Source organism: Streptomyces sp. NPDC050416, assembly GCF_044458845.1.
In the GTDB taxonomy this organism is placed as follows: domain Bacteria; phylum Actinomycetota; class Actinomycetes; order Streptomycetales; family Streptomycetaceae; genus Streptomyces.
The window spans coordinates 349,870-370,780 of the sequence record NZ_JBITII010000004.1; the positions used below are offsets into that span (position 1 = coordinate 349,870).

General features: G+C 71.3%; 21 protein-coding genes. 15 read left to right on the forward strand and 6 right to left on the reverse strand.

What is annotated here, in order from left to right; translation table 11 throughout:
- The first annotated feature begins 164 nt into the window (after positions 1 to 164).
- Positions 165 to 3,704, forward strand: a complete 3,540-nt coding sequence (gene dnaE / locus ACIBL4_RS14860) for a DNA polymerase III subunit alpha (RefSeq protein ID WP_399409924.1) — start codon at positions 165 to 167, stop codon at positions 3,702 to 3,704.
- 100 nt (positions 3,705 to 3,804) lie between these two features.
- Here dnaE and ACIBL4_RS14865 read toward each other — a convergent pair whose 3' ends face one another.
- Positions 3,805 to 3,969 carry a hypothetical protein gene (locus ACIBL4_RS14865; protein ID WP_399409926.1) on the reverse strand — a complete coding sequence of 55 codons (165 nt, stop codon included), beginning with the start codon at positions 3,967 to 3,969 and terminating at the stop codon, positions 3,805 to 3,807.
- Between the two features lie 222 nt (positions 3,970 to 4,191).
- Here ACIBL4_RS14865 and ACIBL4_RS14870 point away from each other — a divergent pair, with 222 nt between their 5' ends.
- The 4 genes from ACIBL4_RS14870 to ACIBL4_RS14885 all read left to right on the forward strand — a co-directional run bounded on the left by ACIBL4_RS14870 (position 4,192) and on the right by ACIBL4_RS14885 (position 8,202).
- Positions 4,192 to 5,403 (forward strand): NYN domain-containing protein, encoded by a 1,212-nt coding sequence (locus ACIBL4_RS14870; RefSeq protein WP_399409928.1) that lies wholly within the window; start codon positions 4,192 to 4,194, stop codon positions 5,401 to 5,403.
- 123 nt (positions 5,404 to 5,526) lie between these two features.
- A complete protein-coding gene (locus tag ACIBL4_RS14875) occupies positions 5,527 to 6,501 on the forward strand; it encodes an ABC transporter ATP-binding protein (protein ID WP_399410580.1) in 975 nt (324 codons plus the stop codon).
- Positions 6,502 to 6,601: 100 nt separating this feature from the next.
- A complete protein-coding gene (locus tag ACIBL4_RS14880; protein ID WP_399409930.1) occupies positions 6,602 to 7,423 on the forward strand; it encodes an ABC transporter permease in 822 nt (273 codons plus the stop codon).
- Between the two features lie 56 nt (positions 7,424 to 7,479).
- Positions 7,480 to 8,202 carry an AAA family ATPase gene (locus tag ACIBL4_RS14885; protein WP_399409932.1) on the forward strand — a complete coding sequence of 241 codons (723 nt, stop codon included), beginning with the start codon at positions 7,480 to 7,482 and terminating at the stop codon, positions 8,200 to 8,202.
- Between the two features lie 109 nt (positions 8,203 to 8,311).
- Here the strand turns inward: ACIBL4_RS14885 and ybaK are convergent, their stop codons facing one another.
- From ybaK to ACIBL4_RS14905, 4 genes are all read right to left on the reverse strand, one after another.
- Positions 8,312 to 8,815 carry a Cys-tRNA(Pro) deacylase gene (ybaK, locus tag ACIBL4_RS14890; RefSeq protein WP_399409935.1) on the reverse strand — a complete coding sequence of 168 codons (504 nt, stop codon included), beginning with the start codon at positions 8,813 to 8,815 and terminating at the stop codon, positions 8,312 to 8,314.
- Between the two features lie 11 nt (positions 8,816 to 8,826).
- Positions 8,827 to 9,567: an LON peptidase substrate-binding domain-containing protein gene (locus tag ACIBL4_RS14895; RefSeq protein ID WP_399409937.1), complete on the reverse strand. Its 741-nt coding sequence runs from the start codon at positions 9,565 to 9,567 to the stop codon at positions 8,827 to 8,829.
- Positions 9,568 to 9,578: 11 nt separating this feature from the next.
- On the reverse strand, positions 9,579 to 10,610 hold the full coding sequence (locus ACIBL4_RS14900; RefSeq protein WP_399410582.1) for a hypothetical protein: 1,032 nt from the start codon (positions 10,608 to 10,610) through the stop codon (positions 9,579 to 9,581).
- Between the two features lie 121 nt (positions 10,611 to 10,731).
- A complete protein-coding gene (locus tag ACIBL4_RS14905) occupies positions 10,732 to 12,309 on the reverse strand; it encodes an oxidoreductase (RefSeq protein WP_399409939.1) in 1,578 nt (525 codons plus the stop codon).
- Positions 12,310 to 12,487: 178 nt separating this feature from the next.
- Here ACIBL4_RS14905 and hisD point away from each other — a divergent pair, with 178 nt between their 5' ends.
- Genes hisD through hisF form a run of 8 tightly spaced genes read left to right on the forward strand, consistent with a single transcriptional unit; the run spans position 12,488 to position 18,210 of the window.
- Positions 12,488 to 13,837, forward strand: a complete 1,350-nt coding sequence (gene hisD / locus ACIBL4_RS14910) for a histidinol dehydrogenase (protein WP_399409941.1) — start codon at positions 12,488 to 12,490, stop codon at positions 13,835 to 13,837.
- Positions 13,834 to 14,946: a histidinol-phosphate transaminase gene (locus tag ACIBL4_RS14915; protein WP_399409943.1), complete on the forward strand. Its 1,113-nt coding sequence runs from the start codon at positions 13,834 to 13,836 to the stop codon at positions 14,944 to 14,946. Before hisD ends, ACIBL4_RS14915 begins: the two co-directional genes overlap by 4 nt.
- A complete protein-coding gene (gene hisB / locus ACIBL4_RS14920) occupies positions 14,943 to 15,536 on the forward strand; it encodes an imidazoleglycerol-phosphate dehydratase HisB (protein WP_086849365.1) in 594 nt (197 codons plus the stop codon). Before ACIBL4_RS14915 ends, hisB begins: the two co-directional genes overlap by 4 nt.
- The gene (locus ACIBL4_RS14925; protein WP_010039417.1) at positions 15,533 to 15,697 is read left to right on the forward strand and encodes a hypothetical protein; all 165 of its coding nucleotides are present in this window, start codon (positions 15,533 to 15,535) and stop codon (positions 15,695 to 15,697) included. Before hisB ends, ACIBL4_RS14925 begins: the two co-directional genes overlap by 4 nt.
- Positions 15,694 to 16,338, forward strand: a complete 645-nt coding sequence (gene hisH, locus ACIBL4_RS14930; RefSeq protein WP_399409946.1) for an imidazole glycerol phosphate synthase subunit HisH — start codon at positions 15,694 to 15,696, stop codon at positions 16,336 to 16,338. The genes ACIBL4_RS14925 and hisH overlap by 4 nt, the downstream gene beginning before the upstream one ends.
- Positions 16,335 to 17,060: a bifunctional 1-(5-phosphoribosyl)-5-((5-phosphoribosylamino)methylideneamino)imidazole-4-carboxamide isomerase/phosphoribosylanthranilate isomerase PriA gene (gene priA / locus ACIBL4_RS14935; RefSeq protein ID WP_399409948.1), complete on the forward strand. Its 726-nt coding sequence runs from the start codon at positions 16,335 to 16,337 to the stop codon at positions 17,058 to 17,060. The genes hisH and priA overlap by 4 nt, the downstream gene beginning before the upstream one ends.
- A complete protein-coding gene (locus ACIBL4_RS14940) occupies positions 17,057 to 17,458 on the forward strand; it encodes a RidA family protein (RefSeq protein WP_020271433.1) in 402 nt (133 codons plus the stop codon). Before priA ends, ACIBL4_RS14940 begins: the two co-directional genes overlap by 4 nt.
- Entirely contained in the window at positions 17,455 to 18,210 is a 756-nt protein-coding gene (hisF, locus tag ACIBL4_RS14945) for an imidazole glycerol phosphate synthase subunit HisF (protein WP_399409950.1), read from the forward strand. The genes ACIBL4_RS14940 and hisF overlap by 4 nt, the downstream gene beginning before the upstream one ends.
- Before the next feature lie 60 nt (positions 18,211 to 18,270).
- Here hisF and ACIBL4_RS14950 read toward each other — a convergent pair whose 3' ends face one another.
- Positions 18,271 to 18,906: a TIGR03085 family metal-binding protein gene (locus ACIBL4_RS14950; protein ID WP_399409953.1), complete on the reverse strand. Its 636-nt coding sequence runs from the start codon at positions 18,904 to 18,906 to the stop codon at positions 18,271 to 18,273.
- 83 nt (positions 18,907 to 18,989) lie between these two features.
- Here ACIBL4_RS14950 and hisI point away from each other — a divergent pair, with 83 nt between their 5' ends.
- Positions 18,990 to 19,385, forward strand: a complete 396-nt coding sequence (gene hisI, locus ACIBL4_RS14955; protein ID WP_243380997.1) for a phosphoribosyl-AMP cyclohydrolase — start codon at positions 18,990 to 18,992, stop codon at positions 19,383 to 19,385.
- 11 nt (positions 19,386 to 19,396) lie between these two features.
- Positions 19,397 to 20,878, forward strand: coding sequence for an anthranilate synthase component I (locus ACIBL4_RS14960; protein ID WP_399409955.1), 1,482 nt, complete (start codon positions 19,397 to 19,399; stop codon positions 20,876 to 20,878).
- The last annotated feature ends 33 nt before the right edge of the window (positions 20,879 to 20,911 follow it).

Sequence of the window (20,911 nt, forward strand, 5' to 3'; positions counted from 1 at the left end):
CTAACGTGCGGCGGTCCGCGGGAGTGCCCGCGAGCCCCGCACGAAGGTACGCGGGTCAGGCCCCCGAGTGTCACTGGCGAGGCATAGACTTCGACGCTGTCCCCCAGACTGTCCGCAGCCTGTCGGACCCCATTCGACGTATGTTTTCCCTGGAGGCCGCAGCCGTGTCAAAGCCGCCGTTCACGCACCTGCACGTCCACACCCAGTACTCGCTGCTGGACGGTGCCGCGCGGCTGAAGGACATGTTCAACGCGTGCAACGAGATGGGCATGTCGCACATCGCCATGTCCGACCACGGCAACCTCCACGGGGCGTACGACTTCTTCCACTCTGCGCAGAAGGCCGGGGTCACGCCGATCATCGGCATCGAGGCGTACGTCGCGCCCGAGTCGCGCCGCAACAAGCGCAAGATCCAGTGGGGCCAGCCGCACCAGAAGCGGGACGACGTCTCCGGTTCCGGTGGTTACACCCACAAGACGATGTGGGCGGTGAACAAGACCGGCCTGCACAACCTCTTCCGGCTCTCCTCGGACGCGTACGCCGAGGGCTGGCTCCAGAAGTGGCCCCGGATGGACAAGGAGACCATCGCCAAGTGGTCCGAGGGCATCGTCGCCTCCACCGGCTGCCCCTCCGGCGAGGTCCAGACCCGGCTGCGCCTCGGCCACTTCGACGAGGCCCTCAAGGCCGCCGCCGACTACCAGGACATCTTCGGCAAGGACCGCTACTTCCTGGAGCTGATGGACCACGGCATCGAGATCGAGCACCGGGTCCGCGACGGCCTGCTGGAGATCGGCAAGAAGCTCGGCATCCCCCCGCTGGTCACCAACGACTCGCACTACACGTACGCGCACGAGGCGAGCGCCCACGACGCGCTGCTGTGCATCCAGACCGGCAAGAACCTCTCCGACCCGGACCGCTTCAAGTTCGACGGCACCGGCTACTACCTGAAGTCCACGGACGAGATGTACGCCATCGACTCCTCGGACGCCTGGCAGGAGGGCTGCGCCAACACCCGGCTGATCGCCGAGATGGTCGACACCACGGGCATGTTCGAAAAGCGCGACCTGATGCCCAAGTTCGACATCCCGGAGGGGTACACGGAGGTCAGCTGGTTCCGCGAGGAAGTCATCCGCGGCATGCACCGCCGCTTCCCGGACGGCATCCCGGACGACCGCATGAAGCAGGCCGAGTACGAGATGGACACCATCATCTCGATGGGCTTCCCGGGCTACTTCCTCGTGGTCGCCGACTTCATCATGTGGGCCAAGAAGCAGGGCATCGCGGTCGGCCCCGGCCGGGGCTCCGCGGCCGGCTCGATCGTCGCCTACGCCCTCGGCATCACCGACCTCGACCCCATCCCGCACGGCCTGATCTTCGAGCGGTTCCTCAACCCCGAGCGCATCTCCATGCCCGATGTCGACATCGACTTCGACGAGCGCCGGCGCGTCGAGGTGATCCGGTACGTGACGGAGAAGTACGGCGCCGACAAGGTCGCCATGATCGGCACGTACGGCACCATCAAGGCCAAGAACGCGATCAAGGACTCCGCGCGCGTGCTGGGCTACCCGTACGCGATGGGCGACCGCCTCACCAAGGCCATGCCCGCCGACGTCCTCGGCAAGGGCATCAACCTCGACGGCATCACCAACCCCGAGCACCCCCGCTACTCGGAGGCGGGCGAGATCCGGGCGATGTACGAGAACGAGCCGGACGTGAAGAAGGTCATCGACACCGCCAAGGGCGTCGAGGGCCTGGTCCGGCAGATGGGTGTGCACGCCGCCGGCGTGATCATGTCCAGCGAGACCATCACCGACCACGTGCCCGTCTGGGTCAGGCACACCGACGGCGTGACCATCACGCAGTGGGACTACCCGAGCTGTGAGTCGCTCGGCCTGCTGAAGATGGACTTCCTGGGCCTGCGCAACCTGACGATCATGGACGACGCCGTCAAGATGGTGAAGTCCAACAAGGGGATCGACATCGATCTCCTGAGCCTCCCGCTCGACGACCCCACGACCTTCGAACTGCTCCAGCGCGGCGACACCCTCGGCGTCTTCCAGTTCGACGGCGGCCCCATGCGCTCCCTGCTCCGGCTGATGAAGCCGGACAACTTCGAAGACATCTCCGCCGTGTCGGCCCTGTACCGCCCGGGCCCGATGGGCATGAACTCCCACACGAACTACGCGCTGCGCAAGAACGGGCAGCAGGAGATCACGCCGATCCACCCCGAACTGGAGGAGCCGCTCAAGGAGGTCCTGGACGTCACCTACGGCCTGATCGTCTACCAGGAGCAGGTGCAGAAGGCCGCCCAGATCATCGCCGGCTACTCGCTCGGCGAGGCCGACATCCTCCGCCGCGTGATGGGCAAGAAGAAGCCCGAGGAACTGGCGAAGAACTTCGTCCTGTTCAAGGAAGGTGCCCGCAAGAAGGGCTACAGCGACGAGGCCATCCAGGCGCTCTGGGACGTGCTGGTCCCCTTCGCCGGCTACGCGTTCAACAAGGCGCACTCCGCCGCGTACGGACTCGTCTCGTACTGGACGGCGTACCTCAAGGCGAACCACCCCGCCGAGTACATGGCCGCGCTCCTCACGTCCGTGAAGGACGACAAGGACAAGTCGGCCGTCTACCTCAACGAGTGCCGCCGCATGGGCATCAAGGTGCTCCCGCCGGACGTCAACGAGTCGATGTCCAACTTCGCCGCCCAGGGCGACGACGTGATCCTCTTCGGCCTCTCCGCCGTCCGCAACGTCGGTACGAACGTCGTCGAGTCGATCATCAGGTGCCGCAAGGCCAAGGGGAAGTACACCTCGTTCCCGGACTACCTCGACAAGGTGGACGCGGTGGTCTGCAACAAGCGCACCACCGAGTCGCTGATCAAGGCCGGCGCCTTCGACGCCATGGGCCACACCCGCAAGGGCCTCACCGCACAGTACGAGCCGATGATCGACAACGTGGTCGCGGTCAAGCGCAAGGAGGCCGAGGGGCAGTTCGACCTCTTCGGCGGCATGGGCGAGGCCGACAGCAGCGAGCCGGGCTTCGGGCTCGACGTGGAGTTCACCACCGACGAGTGGGACAAGACCTATCTGCTCGCCCAGGAGCGGGAGATGCTCGGTCTGTACGTCTCCGACCACCCGCTGTTCGGCCTGGAGCACATCCTGTCCGACAAGGCCGACGCGGGCATCTCCCAGCTGACCGGCGGGGAGCACGCGGACGGCGCGGTCGTCACCATCGGCGGCATCATCTCCGGCCTCCAGCGCAAGATGACCAAGCAGGGCAACGCCTGGGCCATCGCCACCGTCGAGGACCTCGCGGGCTCGATCGAGTGCATGTTCTTCCCGGCGACGTACCAGCTCGTCTCGACCCAACTCGTCGAGGACGCCGTGGTGTTCGTCAAGGGCCGCCTCGACAAGCGCGAGGACGTGCCGCGGCTGGTCGCGATGGAGCTGCAGGTCCCCGACCTGTCGAACGCGGGCACCAACGCGCCCGTCGTACTGACCATCCCGGCCACGCGGGTCACCCCGCCGCTGGTCAGCCGCCTCGGCGAGGTCCTCAGCCACCACAAGGGCGACAGCGAGGTCCGGATCAAGCTCCAGGGGCCGACCAAGACGACCGTGCTGCGCCTGGACCGGCACCGGGTGAAGCCGGACCCGGCGCTCTTCGGCGATCTGAAGGTGCTGCTCGGACCGTCCTGCCTGGCGGGCTGACGCCGCGGGAGCGGGCTCTTGACGCGCGTGAGGGGCGTACCCGGTACCTGGTACGCCCCTCACGTATGTGCGTGGGTCTCAACAACCCGTTACACCGATGTCAGTTGTGGCCGAAGCTGCGCTTCCGCTTGCGGGACGCCACGTCGCCGGGGGTCAGCTCGACCTCGGGCTGGGGCTCCGTCTGGGCCGCGGGGCTGCGGTCCGCCCGCTGCCCGCGCTCGGTCGGACGCTGCTGCTTACGGTCACGGTTCTTGTTCTTGGCCATGGTGATGCCTCCTGTGGGGGATCTAGGGGCCAGGGCCGGGACCAGATTCACACAGGCCGACAACGATCGCATGTCGGACAATTACCCTGCGTGACAGGGGCAGTCGGAGCGGGCCGGAGCGAAACGCCACGCCGAAGATCGAGTTCCGGCCGTTAACCTCCGCGCCGTCGGGCAGACTCGAAGCAAGCCCGAAGCAAACCTCCCGGGAAGAGGGTGAGTCGTGTGGACCGCTGCATCGTCCTGGTGGACGCGGGGTATCTGCTGGGGGCGGCGGCGAGTCTCCTCGCCGGGGAACCCTCACGATCCCGGATCACCGTCGACCACACCGCCCTCATCCAGGGGCTGCGCGAGCGCGCCGAGTCGGACACCCAGCAGCCGCTGCTGCGGATCTACTGGTTCGACGGCGCCCCCGACCGCGTCCCGCAGCCCGAGCACCGCAGGCTGCGCGTGATGCCCCGGGTCACCGTCCGGCTCGGCGCGCTGACCCGCAGCGACGGCCGCTGGGCGCAGAAGGGCGTGGACGCCGCGATGCACGCCGAGCTCACCGAGCTGGCCCGCAACCGCGCCTGCTCCGACGTCGTCCTCGTCACCGGCGACGGCGATCTGCTGCCCGGCATGATGGCCGCCAAGGAGCACGGCGTCGCCGTCCACCTGTGGGCCGTGCAGGCCGCCGACGGCGACTACAACCAGTCCGAGGACCTGGTCGCCGAGGCCGACGAGCGGCGCGTCCTGGACCGGGCGTGGATCACCAAGGCCGTCCGCGCCAAGGAGCACACCGGCGTGTGCGCCCCGCAGCCCGCGACCCGGCCCGAGATCGCCGCGATCCTGTCCGCCCCGCTGCCCGAGTCCGCGCTCGCCGCCGCGACCGAGCGCCCCGCCCCGCAGCCGCAGCACCCCGCGACCGGCCCCGGGCAGAACGGCGCGGAGGAACGGGCGCCCGCCGCCAAAGGCGTCCCCACGCCCAAAGACCTGGCCGCCCTGCGCGCCCCCGGCCCCCAGTCCGCCCAGCAGCCCGCCTCAGCCACCCTCCGCTGGTCCTCCGACAAGGGCTGGGTCGACCGGCCCACGGCCGAGCCCCCCGAGGCCGCCTCGATGCCGACGCTCGCCCAGCTGACCACGGCCGAGCAGCGGTGGGCCGACCGCGAGGAGGACATCACCACCGTCGGCGGCGACCCCTACGAGGTGGGGCAGGTCTTCGCCCGGCGCTGGGTCGAGCGCCTGGGCGACCAGGGCCACCTGCAGAAACTGTCCGGGATGTACCCGCGCATCCCGCACCGCGTCGACGGGGAGCTGCTGCGCTACGCCGCCCGCTTCGGCCTGCTCGCCCACAAGGACGACCAGATCGACGAGCGGGACCGGTACGCCATCCGGGCAGGTTTCTGGAAGGAGATCGGCGTGCGCACGGGAGTGGAGCACGCGCCCGTCGGCGAATGAGAACTTTGCCGACGGATTTCCCGTTGTGGACCGACCCGAGAGCGGGCCGGGGCAGTCGACCCCGTAGTCTCGTTGCTTGTGAGTAAGCGCGCGGCACAGGCATTTCGGCACGATGGTGACGTCGTGTGCGCGGTGCGCGGGCTCACCAAGACCTACCCGGCCGTCCGCGGCCGGCGCGGCGCCCCCGGAACACCCGAGGTCCGCGCCACGGACGACGTGACGCTGGACATCCGGCGCGGCGAGATCTTCGGCCTGCTCGGGCCGAACGGCGCCGGCAAGTCCACCCTCGTACGGCAGCTCACCGGGCTGATGCGGCCCGACCGCGGCGGCGTGGAGATCCTCGGGCACGACATCGTGCGCCACCCGGAACGGGCCGCGCGGATCCTCGCCTACCTCGGTCAGGAGTCCACCGCCCTCGACGAGCTGACCGTGTCGCTCGCCGCCGAGACCACCGGGCGCCTGCGCGGCCTGGACATCCGGCGGGCGCGGGCCGAGCGGGACGACGTCCTCGACGAGCTGGGGCTCGCGCCGCTCGCCGGTCGGCCGCTGAAGAAGCTCTCCGGGGGCCAGCGGCGCCTGGCATGCTTCGCCGCGGCGCTGGTGGGGGAGCGGCCGCTGCTCGTGCTCGACGAGCCGACCACCGGCATGGACCCGGTGGCGCGGCGGGCCGTGTGGTCCGCCGTCGACCGGCGGCGGGCCGACCGCGGGACGACCGTGCTGCTCGTCACCCACAACGTCATCGAGGCCGAGACCGTGCTGGACCGGGTGGCCGTCCTCGACCGGGGGCGGGTGATCGCCTGCGACACCCCGGCCGGGCTCAAGGAGCAGGTCGCCGGCGAGGTGCGGGTCGACCTGGTGTGGCGGGACACGGCGCCGGTGCACGTCCCCGAGGTGGCCGCGCTGCGGGACCGGGCCGTGGAGTCGGGCCGGCTGTGGACGCTCCGGCTCGGGCCCGAGGAGGCCCGGGCGGTCGTCGCCACCGTCACCGGAGGGGCCGCCTTCGCCGCCCTGGACGACTTCACGCTGGCCACGCCGAGCCTGGAGGACGTGTACCTGGCCCTGGGCGGTGCCGCGCAGCAGGGGCTGGTGAAGGCGTGAGGAACGTGAGGAACACCGAGGCCTTGAGTGCGTGGGCCGCCGCGTACGTACCGAACAGGGCGACTGCCGCAGTGGACCCGACGAAGGGGAGCAGCGCGACGTGAGTGTCGTACCCGCCGATGTCCTGCCGGGCAGCGCCCTGGCCGTGGACGAGCCCGCCGTGTGCGCGGCCGAGCTCGGGCCCCGGGCGCGGCTGTGGCCGTCGCTGGCGGCCGTGTACCGGGCGCAGCTGTCCCGGGCGCGGGTCGCGCGGATCCCGCTGCTGTTCGTGGCGACGTTCCAGTCGATCGGGATCATGATCCTGATGCGCGGGGTCGTGGACGACGGGGCGGAGGCGCAGGCCGTCGTCGCCGGGTCGTCCGTCCTGGTGGTGGCCTTCGTCGCGCTGAACCTGCTCGCGCAGTACTTCGGGCAGCTGCGGGCCAGCGGCGGGCTCGACCACTACGCGACGCTGCCGGTGCCGCCGGCGGCGGTGGTGCTGGGCGCGGCGGGCGCGTACGCGTCGTTCACCGTGCCCGGGACCGTCGTGACGGCCGTGTTCGGCTGTGTGCTGTTCGGGCTGCCGCTGGCCCATCTGTGGATCCTGGTGGCCGTGATCCCGCTGGCGGGCGCCGCGCTCGCCGGGCTGGGGGCGGCGCTCGGGCTGCTCGCGCCCAGGCCCGAGCTGGCCACGCTGCTCGGGCAGCTGGGCATGTCGGCGGCGCTGCTGCTGGGCGTGCTGCCGGCCGAGCGGATGCCTCAGGCCGTGCGGTTCACGCGGGACCTGCTGCCGTCGACGTACGGCGTGGAGGCCTTCGCGCGGACGTTCGGGCCGCACCCCGACTGGGCCTTCGTCCTCGGCGACCTCGCCGTGTGCGGGCTCGTGGGCGTGATCTCGCTGGCCGTGGCGACCTGGGCGTACCGCCGGGCGGCCGTCCGGTGAGCGGGGAGGGATCGTCCGGTGACGCGGGGCACAGGCGGGCCTGGCACGATGGCAGGGTGACCGCACCACTGAATCCGCCACCGCCGCCGCATGAACGTTCCGCACAGGATGCGTGGCCGCCGCCGGGCGCCGGGTCCGGGGGGCACGGATCCCGGGCTCCCGGGTCTCAGCACGCCGAATACGCCGAGTACCCCGCGTACTCCGGGCACGGCTGGTACGGGCAGGACGGGCCCGGCATGAAGACGGAAGTGCGGGAGGCCTGCGTGGTCGCCCTCGCGGTGGCGCTCGGCGGGGTGCTGCTCGGTGTGCTGTGGTGGTGGCTCGCGCCGCACGTGCCGCTGATCGGGGACGTGGTCGAGGGGAAGTGGATCGTCTACCTGAAGGACACCGAGGGGGAGCAGGCCGTCGGGGTCGACGGCACGTTCTCGTTGCTCGGGCTGGCCTTCGGGGTCGTCAGCGCCCTGGTCGTGTTCCTGCTGCGGCGGCGTGGGGGTGTGCCGCTGGTGGTGGGGCTGGCCGTCGGGGGGCTGCTCGGGTCGTTGCTGGCCTGGCGGGTCGGGGTGTGGCTCGGGCCCGCGGAGGACGTGGTCGCGCGTGCGCGGGATCTGGGGCGGGGGGTGACGTTCTCCGCGCCGCTGAAGTTGGGGGCGAAGGGGGCGTTGCTGGCCTGGCCGCTTGCCGCGTTGCTGTTGCATCTCGGGCTCATGGCGTTGTTCGGGCCTCGGGATCCTGAGCCGGAGCTCGGGCATGGGCCTTATGAGGCACCGCCTGCTGCATAGGTGCCCGGCGTTTGGGCTGAGGCGGGGGTGGGTGCGCAGCCCGGCGTGGCGGGGTGCCGCTGCGCCCACCCGTGCCGCCCTTAGCGGCACGATTGCCCGCAGCTAAGGGCTAGGCGCGTCCGATCGGGGCCAGTACCGCCTCCGTCAGCTTCGTCAGGTCCTCCGGGGACAGTTCCACCTCCAGGCCTCTTCGGCCCGCCGAGACGCAGATCGTCGGGTGGGAGGTCGCCGATGCGTCGAGGACCGTGGGGAGCTTCTTGCGCTGGCCCAGGGGAGAGATGCCGCCCCTGACGTAGCCCGTCGTGCGTTCCGCCAGGGTCGGGTCGGCCATCGTCGCGCGTTTGCCGCCGACCGCCGCCGCCAGGGCCTTCAGGTCGAGTTGGCCCGCCACCGGGACCACCGCGACCGTCAGCGCGCCGTCGATGTCGGCCACCAGGGTCTTGAAGACGCGGTCGGGGGAGACGCCCATCGCCTCGGCCGCCTCCTCGCCGTAGGAGGGGTGGGCGGGGTCGTGGTCGTAGGAGTGGACCGTGAACTCCACGCCCGCCGCCGTGAGGGCGACGGTCGCGGGGGTGCCGCCCGGCTGGTGCTGCTTCTTCGACTTCTTCGCCATCCCGGTCCGCTTCAGTTGAGACTCGTCGGGCCGCGCGTCAGGTCCGACGACGGCAACGACGGCAGATTACGGATGATGGCCGTCTCGGAGCGAAGGAGTTTCAGCTCGTCGCGCAGCCGGGACGCCGTGTCGGGCGCCTGGAGCAGGCGTTGCTTGGTGGGCGTGTCCAGCATCATCGCCGCGGCCACCAGGTACGACACCACGCCCGGCTCGTCGGGCAGGTCTGAGCCGGTCGTCAGGGACCGTTCCCGCGCGCCCGCCAGCCGCTTCTGGTACTGGCGGAAGGACCGCAGCACCCCCTCGGCCAACGGCGCCGCCTCGTCGCCGGGTTCTTCCGGCAATGTCTCCAGCTCGGCCGTCAGGAACGGACCCGACGCCTCCACCGACAGCAGCCGTACCCGGGTCGTGCCGGTCGCCAGTACCTCGAAGGAGCCGTCGGTCCGCTCCCGGATCGTCGCCGCGTCCGCGATGCAGCCCACCTTGTGGAACGCCTTGGCCGGGTCCGTGCCGAAGCCGGCGGCGGGCCCCCGCTCGGGCAGCGACGTGGGGTCGGGCATGCCGGGCGCGCTCGGGGCCACCTCGTGGCCGTCGCGGATCGCCACGACGGCGAACCGGCGCGGCTCGTCCTCCGGCGTCTTCAGCAGTTCGCGCATCATGGCGCGATACCGCTCCTCGAAGACGTTGAGCGGGAGCACGAGCCCCGGGAACAGCACCGAGTTCAGGGGGAAGAGGGGGAGCCGGACGGTGGTCACGACGCAAAAGCCTAATGGTCGCCGGAGCGGACTCGTCCGCCCCGTTCACTCCGTGGATGCCCGGCAGGCCGGACGACTGCTCCGGAAAGTATGTCGTCACGTATGCGCAGGAAGTGGCCGAGCGGGTCGTCCGACACCTGGTCCCAGGGGAACGAGGTGGCGTACGGGCCGTTCAGGAGCAGCTGTTCCCGGGCGTCCGGCCAGCGCTCCAGGCGCACCAGGACGAAGAGCAGCAGGTTCCGCATCCGGGCCGGCCAAGGGTCGGCCGCCGGCAGTCGCGGGGACAGCGCGATCGCCCGGTCGGCGGCGGCGTCCAGCCGTTCGCGCGGCAGCTCGGGCCCGCAGCCGTCGGTGAGGTAGCCGAAGGCCGCCCGCAGCGGGAGGGCCTGGACGAGCGCGTCGGCGGGCGCGTCCTGGGCGGCCCGGTCGGCGAAGTCGAAGCACTCCTGGTGCGAACCGTGCCAGGAGGCGGCCAGATAGCGCAGGGCCGATTCGTGGCAGCCGTAGTGGTGCGGGGCGCGGCGGACGGCCGCCGCCCACAGTTCCTCGAAGTAGCTGTGTCCCGCCTGGGCGCCGCGCGCGTGGTCCAGCGCGAGCCGCCAGGGGACGGGATCGCCGTGGTCGGCCCGCGCGGCGGCCGTGATCAGGGGGCTCACCTCGCGCAGCGCCTCTGCGCGGGCCGGTGACTGCCAGGCGCGGTCCACCGCCAGCTGGGCCCCGAGCAGCAGCGCGTCCGGGTCCTGCGGGGCCGTGGCGAGCCAGGCGTCCAGCCAGTCGGGGCGCGAGCGGGCGAAGGCGGCCAGCCGGGTCACGTACCGGTCGCGCCGCTCCCACTCGGCCGCCGCCCGGGTAGCGCGGAGCAGCCCGGAGGCCGGTCCGTGGTCGCCGCGGGCGGCCGCGACCAGAGCCGGACTGAGGCGGGCGTCGGGCGCGTCGAGCACCACCTCGTCGTCGGCGCGCGGCCTGCTGACGGGGCGGGGAGCGGTCCTTGTCATCCGGCCCGGGCGGATGAACGGAAGCTGCATGGCCATGGTGTCGACCATTGAAAGTCCGCTGGTCATGGCGGCGCCAGATCGTTCGGTGAACTCGCGGAAAGTTGTACGCCCTATGGTCAAGAGAACGTAAAAGTGTGACAGTTCAACAACGCTGGTCACATCAGCCTCATCAGTTGCGACGCAGCAACCGCGTCGCCCCCGCCGCCACCGTCGTCGCCAGGATCCAGCCCAGCAGGATCATGGCCGTCGCCAGCCACTGCCAGCCCCCGCGCAACTGCCAGAAGCCCACCTGGCCGAGGTCGATCACCGGCAGCAGCAGATCGAGCGTGAACAGCGTGGGGTTCCACTCCGGATGCTCACCGCGCTTCAGCGGCGGATGCCCGGCCTGGGCGAAGGCGAGCGAGCCCGCCGCCCACAGCACCGCCATCCACACCGCGGCCCGGGCCGGCCGGTACCCGTAGGCGACCGTCCAGTCCTGCGCGTAGCCCCACAGCTTGGCGGCCGGCGGCAGGCTCTCCCGGTGCCGGCGCTGCTTGGCGAGCAGCACCTCGCGGGCGTCCTCGTCCTCCCCGCCGGCCCGCAGCACCGCCGCGAGCCGCTCGTACGGCTCCGGGTTGTACTCGGCGGTCGCCGCCGCCACCCAGTCCAGCCGCTCGGCCAGCGGGAACGGCCCGCGCGGCACGAGGTTCTCGTAGGTGAAGCCGCCCATGTGCAGCCGCCCCGGGCCGGGCCAGGCGTCCGCCCGGTCCATCAGGTTGACGATCTTCGCCCCCGACAGCACGACACGCCCGCGCGCGGGATGCTCGCCGAGGAACCGCAGCTCCGGCGTCTGCACTCGGCGCAGTGACAGCTCCTGGTCCTCGGTGAGGGTGAACCTGGCCCGCTCGAAGTCGACCGCGTCACCGAACCGCCCGTCGTCCAGGCGGATCCCGCCCTCGCACGAGAACCGCTGGATCCGCGTCCCGCGCGCCGGGGTCATCCCGCTCATCGCCTGGGCGCCGACGCCCGCCGGGGTCAGATACAGGCTGCGCTCGACGGTCAGCTGCGGGGCGTTGAAGGCGAGCCGCTCGTACGGGTTGGCCAGGCGGGCGCCGCGCAGGCTCAGCGACACGCCGATGGTGGCGGCGCGCAGGCTCAGCTCGCCGTGCGACTCCAGCAGCTCCGCCTGTAAGTCCTGGCCGACCGTCAGGCCGTCCGCGGCGATCGACCGGCCGCTGCGGTCCCGGTGCACGATCGCCTGGTTGAGCATCAGGTCCGTGCCGATCTGCGCGTCCGTGAGCCGGATGCCGCGGTGGAAGCGGCAGCGCGGCAGATGCAGATCGCCCTCCGTCTGCACCCGGGCCGCCTCCAGTCGCGGCACCGAGCAGTCCACCATCCGTACGGTCGTGAAGCGGGCCTCCGGCAGCAGCACGTCCTCCTCGAAGCGGCACTGGCGCATCTCGACGTACGGCACCACCGTGCCGCCCGCGAGGTCCAGCGAGCCGCTGATCAGCACGCCGGCCAGCTTCAGCGAGGACACCCGGCCGGCCAGGGCGGGCGGGCCGTCCAGGAGCAGCCAGCAGACGATCCGGGCCCGCACGGTCCGCTCCTCGCCCCAGGGGTGGCCGCCGTGCGGATCGTCCACCACGGGGTCGCCGCTGCTCAGGTCGTACACGCTGCCGTTGCGGAACGCCTGCCACATTCCGGCCTCGGCCGCCGTCAGGTCGTCGGGCAGCTCCCCGGCACGCACGCCGGCCCCCTCGGTCACGTCTCTTCCTTCCTCCCCGGATACTCGCGGGTCAGGTGCTTCGTACACCTGTTCATGCCCGCTGAGTGACGCCCCGAACGCGAAACGTGAAGGGGATCTTCCGGGTTCCGGCGCCGGTCTGTATCAACCATTGATACGAGCGGACGGCGCGGGAATCGGGTCTGAGAGAATTGAGCACGTGATCTCCCGAATCGATCTGCGCGGCGACGCCCTCCCCGAGGGCCCCGCCCTGCGTGACCTGCTGCCCCGAGCCGAGTTCGACGTTCAGGCCGCCCTGGAGAAGGTGCGTCCGATCTGCGAGGACGTGCATCATCGGGGCGACGCGGCGCTGATCGATTTCGCCGAGCGGTTCGACGGGGTCAGGCTCGACCAGGTGCGGGTGCCGGCCGCCGCGCTCACGCGCGCACTGGAGGAGCTCGACCCGGCCGTACGCGCGGCACTGGAGGAGTCGATCCGGCGCGCCCGGACCGTCCACCGGGAGCAGCGCCGCAGCACGCACACCACCCAGGTGGTGCCCGGCGGCTCCGTGACCGAGAAGTGGGTTCCGGTCGACCGGGTCGGGCTGTACGCGCCCGGCGGCCGGTCCGTGTATCCGTCGTCCGTGGTCATGAACGTCGTGCCCGCGCAGGAGGCCGGCGTCGAGTCCATCGCGCTCGCCTCCCCGGCCCAGGCCGAGTTCAACGGGCTGCCGCACCCGACGATCCTCGCCGCCTGCGCCCTGCTCGGCGTCGACGAGGTCTACGCGGCCGGCGGTGCCACGGCCGTCGCGATGTTCGCCTACGGCACCGAGTCCTGCCCGCCCGCCACCATGGTCACCGGCCCCGGCAACATCTGGGTCGCCGCCGCCAAGCGCTACTTCACCGGCAAGATCGGCATCGACGCCGAGGCCGGCCCGACCGAGATCGCGGTCCTCGCCGACGACACGGCCGACCCGGTGCACGTCGCCGCCGACCTGATCAGCCAGGCCGAGCACGACCCGCTGGCCGCCGCCGTCCTGGTCACCGACTCCGCCGAGCTCGCGGACGCGGTGGAGAAGGAGCTGGAGCCGCAGGTCGCGGCCACCAAGCACGTCGACGACCGGATCGTCCCGGCCCTGTCCGGCAAGCAGTCCGCCATCGTCCTGGTCGACGGCATCGACGAGGGCCTGAAGGTGGTCGACGCGTACGGCGCCGAGCACCTGGAGATCCAGACGGCCGACGCCGCCGCCGTGGCCGACCGCGTCAGGAACGCCGGCGCGATCTTCATCGGGCCGTGGGCCCCGGTCTCCCTCGGCGACTACGCGGCCGGCTCCAACCACGTCCTGCCCACCGGCGGCTGCGCCTGCCACTCCTCGGGCCTGTCCGTCCAGTCCTTCCTGCGCGGCATCCACATCGTCGACTACACGAAGGACGCGCTGGCCGAGGTCGCGCACCACGTGGTCACGCTGGCGGAGGCGGAGGACCTGCCCGCGCACGGCGCGGCGATCAAGGCCAGGTTTGTCGGAGACGAACAAATGTCGCGTGGCTGGAAGGTGCCGGAGAGCAAGTGAGCGACGTACGCATCGACGATCTGCCCGTACGGGACGAGCTGCGCGGCAAGTCCCCCTACGGCGCGCCCCAGCTGGACGTCCCCGTCCGGCTGAACACCAACGAGAACCCCTACCCGCTGCCCGAGCCGCTCGTCGAGCGCATCGCCGAGCGGGTCCGTGAGGCGGCCCGCGACCTCAACCGCTACCCGGACCGGGACGCGGTCGAGCTGCGCACGAAGCTCGCCGAGTACCTGACCGACACCTCCGGCTACGAGGTCGGTCTCGCCAACGTCTGGGCCGCCAACGGCTCCAACGAGGTCATCCAGCAGCTGCTCCAGACCTTCGGCGGGCCCGGCCGCACCGCGATCGGCTTCGAGCCGTCGTACTCGATGCACGGGCTGATCGCGCGCGGCACGGGCACCGGCTGGATCTCGGGGCCGCGGGGTGACGACTTCACGATCGACCTCGCCGCCGCCGAGCAGGCGATCGCCGAGCACCGGCCCGACGTCGTCTTCATCACCACCCCCAACAACCCCACCGGCAACGCGGTCCCGCCCGAGACGGTCCTCGCGCTCTACAAGGCCGCGCAGGCGGCGAAGCCGTCGATGGTCGTGGTCGACGAGGCCTACATCGAGTTCAGCCACGGCGACTCGCTGCTGCCGCTGCTCGACGGGCGCCCGCGCCTCGTCGTCTCCCGCACGATGTCGAAGGCGTTCGGTGCCGCCGGCCTGCGCCTCGGCTACCTCGCCGCGCACCCGGCCGTCGTCGACGCCGTCCAGCTCGTCCGGCTGCCGTACCACCTGTCGGCCGTCACCCAGGCGACCGCCCTGGCCGCCCTGGAGCACACCGAGACGCTGCTGGGCTATGTCGAACAGCTCAAGGCCGAGCGGGACCGCCTGGTACGCGAACTGCGCGCCACCGGCTACGACGTCGTCGAGTCCGACGCCAACTTCGTGCAGTTCGGCCGGTTCGAGGACGCGCACACGGCCTGGCAGAAGATCCTCGACCGGGGCGTCCTGGTCCGGGACAACGGCATCCCCGGGTGGCTGCGGGTCTCGGCCGGCACCCCCGAAGAGAACGACGCGTTCCTCGACGCGGTACGTGCACTGAAGAAGGAGCAGAGTTCATGAGCCGCATCGGACGCGTGGAGCGGACGACCAAGGAGACCTCGGTCCTCGTCGAGATCGACCTCGACGGCACGGGCAAGACGGAGATCTCCACCGGCGTCGGCTTCTACGACCACATGCTCGACCAGCTCGGCCGGCACGGTCTGTTCGACCTGACCGTGAAGACCGAGGGCGACCTGCACATCGACTCGCACCACACGATCGAGGACACCGCCCTCGCCCTGGGCGCCGCCTTCAAGCAGGCCCTCGGCGACAAGGTCGGCATCTACCGCTTCGGCAACTGCACGGTCCCGCTGGACGAGTCCCTCGCCCAGGTCACCGTCGACCTGTCCGGCCGCCCGTACCTCGTGCACACCGAGCCCGAGAAGATGGCGCCGATGATCGGCGAGTACGACACCACGATGACCCGGCACATCCTGGAGTCCTTCGTCGCCCAGGCCCAGATCGCGCTGCACGTGCACGTGCCCTACGGGCGCAACGCGCACCACATCGTGGAGTGCCAGTTCAAGGCGCTGGCCCGGGCCCTGCGCTACGCCTCCGAGCGCGACCCGCGCGCGGCCGGCATCCTCCCCTCCACGAAGGGCGCCCTGTGAACGGCATCTCGACCCTGCTGATCGTCGTCGGCCTGTTCCTCGTCGGCGGGATCTACTCCTTCGTCAAGCAGAAGATGCCCAAGGGCCTGATCGTGCTGCTCTCCATCGGCGCCGCGATGTGCCTGGCGGCCGGTGTCGTGAGGCTGGAGGTGTGGAATTGAGCGCCCCGCAGAAGAAGGTCGTCGTCTTCGACTACGGCTTCGGCAACGTCCGTTCCGCCGAGCGCGCCCTCGCGCGCGCGGGAGCCGACGTCGAGATAACGCGTGACTACGACAAGGCCATGAACGCCGACGGGCTGCTGGTGCCGGGCGTCGGCGCCTTCGCCTCCTGCATGAAGGGCCTGCGCGAGGCGCGCGGCGACTGGATCGTCGACCGCAGGCTGTCCGGCGGCCGCCCCGTCATGGGCATCTGCGTCGGCATGCAGATCCTCTTCGCCCGCGGCATCGAGCACGGCGTGGAGAGCGAGGGCCTCGACGAGTGGCCCGGCTCGGTCGAACCGCTCCAGGCCGAGATCGTGCCCCACATGGGCTGGAACACCGTGGAGGCGGCGCCCGGCTCGCAGCTGTTCGCCGGCCTGGACGCGGACGCGCGCTTCTACTTCGTGCACTCCTACGCCGTCCACGACTGGTCGCTGGAGACGCACAACCCGACGATGGAGGCCCCCAAGGTCACCTGGTCCACGCACGGCAAGCCGTTCGTCGCGGCCGTCGAAAACGGCGCCCTGTGGGCCACGCAGTTCCACCCCGAGAAGTCCGGCGACGCCGGAGCCCAGCTCCTCACCAACTGGATCGGAACACTGTGAGCAAGCTCGAACTCCTCCCCGCCGTCGACGTCCGTGACGGCCAGGCGGTGCGCCTGGTGCACGGCGAGTCCGGTACGGAGACCTCCTACGGCTCGCCCCTGGAGGCCGCCCTCGCCTGGCAGCGGTCCGGCGCCGAGTGGCTGCACCTGGTCGACCTGGACGCCGCGTTCGGCACCGGCGACAACCGCGCGCTGATCGCCGAGGTCACCAAGGCCATGGACATCAAGGTGGAGCTGTCCGGCGGCATCCGCGACGACGACACCCTCGCCGCCGCCCTGGCCACCGGCTGCACCCGCGTGAACCTGGGCACGGCAGCCCTTGAGGCCCCCGAGTGGGTCGCCAAGGTCATCGCCGAGCACGGCGACAAGATCGCGGTCGGTCTCGACGTCCGCGGCACGACCCTGCGCGGCCGCGGCTGGACCCGCGACGGCGGCGACCTCGACGAGACGCTGGAGCGCCTGAACAAGGAGGGCTGCGCGCGGTACGTCGTCACGGACATCGCCAAGGACGGCACCCTCCAGGGCCCCAACCTGGAGCTGCTGAAGAACGTCTGCGCGGCGACGGACCGCCCCGTGGTGGCCTCCGGCGGCGTCTCGTCGCTCGACGATCTCCGGGCCATCGCCGAGCTCGTCCCGCTCGGCGTAGAGGGCGCGATCGTAGGGAAGGCGCTGTACGCGAAGGCGTTCACCCTGGAAGAGGCATTGGAGACTGTGTCGTCATGAGCGATGCCGTACGGCGCGTGCAGAGCGGAAGTCCCTGGGAAGAGAGTTTCGGTTTCGCGCGCGCCGTGGCGGCGGGCGATCGGGTGCTGGTGGCGGGCACGACGCCCTTCAAGGGCGACGTGCTGTACGGGGAGGGCGACCCGTACGAGCAGGCCAAGGCGGCCTTCACCAGCGCCCTGGAAGCGATCGGCGAGTTCGGGCTCGGTATCGGGTCCGTGGTCCGGACGCGGATGTATCTGGCACACACGCGCGACCTCGACGAGGTGGGCCGGGCCCACAAGGAGCTGTTCGACTCCGTGCGCCCGGTCGCGACCTTCCTCGTGGTGGACGGTTTCGTCGACCCGCGCGTCCTGGTGTCGGTGGAACTAGAGGCATTCAGAGGAACGGTGGATTCATGACCCTGGCGGTCCGAGTCATCCCCTGCCTGGACGTGGACAACGGCCGGGTCGTCAAGGGCGTCAACTTCCAGAACCTGCGCGACGCGGGCGACCCCGTCGAGATGGCCAAGGTGTACGACGCCGAGGGCGCCGACGAGCTGACGTTCCTGGACATCACCGCCTCGTCGGGCAACCGCGAGACGACGTACGACGTGGTGCGCCGCACGGCCGAGCAGGTGTTCATCCCGCTCACGGTCGGCGGCGGGGTGCGCACCGCCGAGGACGTGGACAAGCTGCTGCGGGCCGGCGCGGACAAGGTCGGCGTCAACACGGCCGCGATCGCCCGCCCGGAGCTGATCCGGGAGATCGCCGAACGCTTCGGCCGCCAGGTCCTGGTCCTGTCGGTGGACGCGCGCCGTACCGAGTCCGGCTCCTTCGAGGTGACCACCCACGGCGGCCGCCGCGGCACCGGCATCGACGCCGTCGAGTGGGCGCACCGGGCCGCCGAGCTGGGCGCCGGCGAGATCCTGCTCAACTCCATGGACGCGGACGGCACCAAGGACGGCTACGACCTGGAGATGATCGCAGCCGTGCGCAAGCACGTGACCGTCCCGGTCATCGCCTCGGGCGGCGCGGGCAAGCTGGCGGACTTCCCGCCGGCCATCGCGGCGGGCGCGGACGCGGTGCTGGCCGCGTCGGTGTTCCACTTCGGGGACCTGCGCATCGGCGAGGTCAAGCAGACGCTGCGGGAGGCGGGCCACCCGGTGCGGTGACCCACTCCCTCAGATCCCGGACCGCTGCAGATCCGGGACCGCTGCAGATCCCGGACCGCTTCAGATGCCGAGCTGCTTCGCCTCGTGCAGTTTCGCGATCGCGTTCTCGTCGCCGTCCAGGTCGACCTTGGCCGCGCTCTGGCGGCCGTAGGTGAACAGGACGAGTTCGGAGGGTTCGCCGGTCACCGTGACCACCGGGGTGCCGCGCTGGGCGACCGCTGTCTGGCCGTCGGGGCGGCGCAGCACCAAGCCTGTCGGGACGTTTCGCCCCATCAGCCGGGCGGTGCGCTCCAGCCGGGACCACAGGGCGTCCTGGAAGACCGTGTCGAGTTCGCGCGGCGACCAGTCGGGCTGGGCCCGCCGGACGTCCTCCGTGTGGACGTAGAACTCGATGATGTTGGACATCTCGTCGACCGGCTTGAGAGAGAAGGGCGAGAAGCGGGGCGGCCCGGTACGGATCAGCTGGATCAGCTCCTCGTACGGCTTGTCGGTGTACTCCGCCATCACCCGGTCCAGGCGCGGCGCGAGCTGCTTGATCAGTATTCCGCCGGCGGCGTCCGGGCGGCGCTCGCGCACCACCACGTGCGCCGCGAGGTCCCGGGTGGTCCAGCCCTCGCACAGGGTGGGCGCGTCCGGGCCCGCGGTCTCCAACAGATCGGCGAGGAGAAGTCGTTCACGCTTGGCATGGGTCGACATGGAGTCAGCCTACGACCGGCTCGCAGGTCCGCACAGTGGACACTCCACCTGGCCTGTCGGTGGCGCGCGGCACAATGGTCGGCATGACCAGCACGTCCCCCCGGCCCAGCCGTCTCGACCCGGAGATCGCCGCCCGCCTCAAGCGCAGCGCCGACGGCCTCCTGCCCGCCATCGCCCAGCAGTACGACACCGGAGAGGTGCTGATGCTCGGCTGGATGGACGACGAGGCGCTGCATCGCACGCTCACCACCGGCCGGTGCACGTACTGGTCCCGCAGCCGCCGGGAGTACTGGGTCAAGGGCGACACCTCCGGCCACTTCCAGTGGGTGAAGTCCGTCGCCCTCGACTGCGACGCCGACACCGTCCTGGTGAAGGTCGACCAGGTCGGCGCCGCCTGCCACACCGGCGCGCGCACCTGCTTCGACGAGGACGTGCTCCTCAAGGACGGCGGCTCCGACGCCCCCGCCTCGGATCAGTAAGGTCAGCGGCCATGGACCTCGAGACGTTCCGCAAGCTCGCCACCGACCGGCGGGTCATCCCCGTCACCCGCAAGCTCCTCGCCGACGGCGACACCCCGGTCGCGCTCTACCGCAAGCTCGCCGCCGAGCGCCCGGGCACCTTCCTGCTGGAGTCCGCGGAGAACGGCCGCTCGTGGTCCCGCTACTCGTTCGTGGGCGTCCGCAGCGCCGCCACGCTGACCGAGCGGGGCGGGCAGGCCCACTGGCTCGGCGCCCCGCCCGTCGGCGTGCCCGTCGACGGCGACCCCCTCGCCGCGCTGCGCGCCACCATCGAGGCCCTTCACACCCCCCACCAGGACGGCATGCCGCCCTTCACCGGCGGCATGGTCGGCTACCTCGGCTACGACATCGTCCGCCGCCTGGAGAAGATCGGCCCCGGCGAGCGCGACGACCTGAAGCTGCCCGAGCTGACCATGCTCCTCACCAGCGACCTCGCCGTCATGGACCACTGGGAGGGCTCGGTCCTGCTGATCGCCAACGCGATCAACCACAACGACCTGGACACCGGCGTCGACGAGGCCTACACGGACGCCGTGGCCCGGCTCGACGCCATGGAGGCCGACCTCTCCCGCCCGGTCGCCCAGCCCCCGGCCGCGCTCCCGCCCTCCGAGCTCCCCGAGTACACGGCGCTGTGGGGCGGCCCCGACTTCCAGGAGGCCGTCGAGGACATCAAGGAGCGCATCCGGGCCGGGGAGGCCTTCCAGGTGGTCCCCTCCCAGCGCTTCGAGACGCCGTGCGCGGCGAGCGCGCTGGACGTCTACCGGGTCCTGCGGGCCACCAACCCGTCCCCGTACATGTACCTGTTCCGCTTCGACGGCTTCGACGTCGTCGGCTCGTCCCCCGAGGCCCTCGTCAAGGTCGAGGACGGCCGGGCCATGGTGCACCCCATCGCCGGCACCCGCTGGCGCGGCGCCACCCCGCAGGAGGACCAGGCCCTCGCCGACGAACTGCTCGCCGACCCCAAGGAGCGCGCCGAGCACCTCATGCTGGTCGACCTGGGGCGCAACGACCTGGGGCGGGTCTGCGAGCCCGGCTCCGTCGAGGTCGTCGACTTCATGTCCGTCGAGCGGTACTCGCACGTGATGCACATCGTCTCGACGGTGACGGGCCGCGTCGCCCCGGGCCGCACCGCCTTCGATGTCCTCACGGCCTGCTTCCCGGCCGGCACCCTCTCCGGCGCCCCAAAGCCGCGCGCCATGCAGATCATCGACGAACTCGAACCGTCCCGGCGCGGGCTGTACGGCGGCTGCGTCGGCTACCTCGACTTCGCGGGCGACTCCGACACGGCCATCGCCATCCGCACGGCCCTCCTCCGGGACGGCACCGCGTACGTGCAGGCCGGCGCGGGCATCGTGGCCGACTCCGACCCGGTCGCCGAGGACACCGAGTGCCGCAACAAGGCGGCGGCGGTCCTCAGGGCCGTCCACACGGCGAATCGGCTGGGAAAGGCCTGAGATGAACCCCGGGTGACGGTTCGCCCGGGGTTC

Coding starts and splice junctions, on each gene's coding strand:
- ACIBL4_RS14865 (WP_399409926.1), bottom strand. CDS start 3,969: ATGGCCAAGAACAAGAACCGTGACCGTAAGCAGCAGCGTCCGACCGAG.
- ybaK (WP_399409935.1), bottom strand. CDS start 8,815: ATGGCGAAGAAGTCGAAGAAGCAGCACCAGCCGGGCGGCACCCCCGCG.
- ACIBL4_RS14900 (WP_399410582.1), bottom strand. CDS start 10,610: ATGGTCGACACCATGGCCATGCAGCTTCCGTTCATCCGCCCGGGCCGG.
- hisB (WP_086849365.1), top strand. CDS start 14,943: ATGAGCCGCATCGGACGCGTGGAGCGGACGACCAAGGAGACCTCGGTC.
- ACIBL4_RS14940 (WP_020271433.1), top strand. CDS start 17,057: ATGAGCGATGCCGTACGGCGCGTGCAGAGCGGAAGTCCCTGGGAAGAG.
- hisF (WP_399409950.1), top strand. CDS start 17,455: ATGACCCTGGCGGTCCGAGTCATCCCCTGCCTGGACGTGGACAACGGC.
- ACIBL4_RS14950 (WP_399409953.1), bottom strand. CDS start 18,906: ATGTCGACCCATGCCAAGCGTGAACGACTTCTCCTCGCCGATCTGTTG.
- hisI (WP_243380997.1), top strand. CDS start 18,990: ATGACCAGCACGTCCCCCCGGCCCAGCCGTCTCGACCCGGAGATCGCC.
- ACIBL4_RS14960 (WP_399409955.1), top strand. CDS start 19,397: ATGGACCTCGAGACGTTCCGCAAGCTCGCCACCGACCGGCGGGTCATC.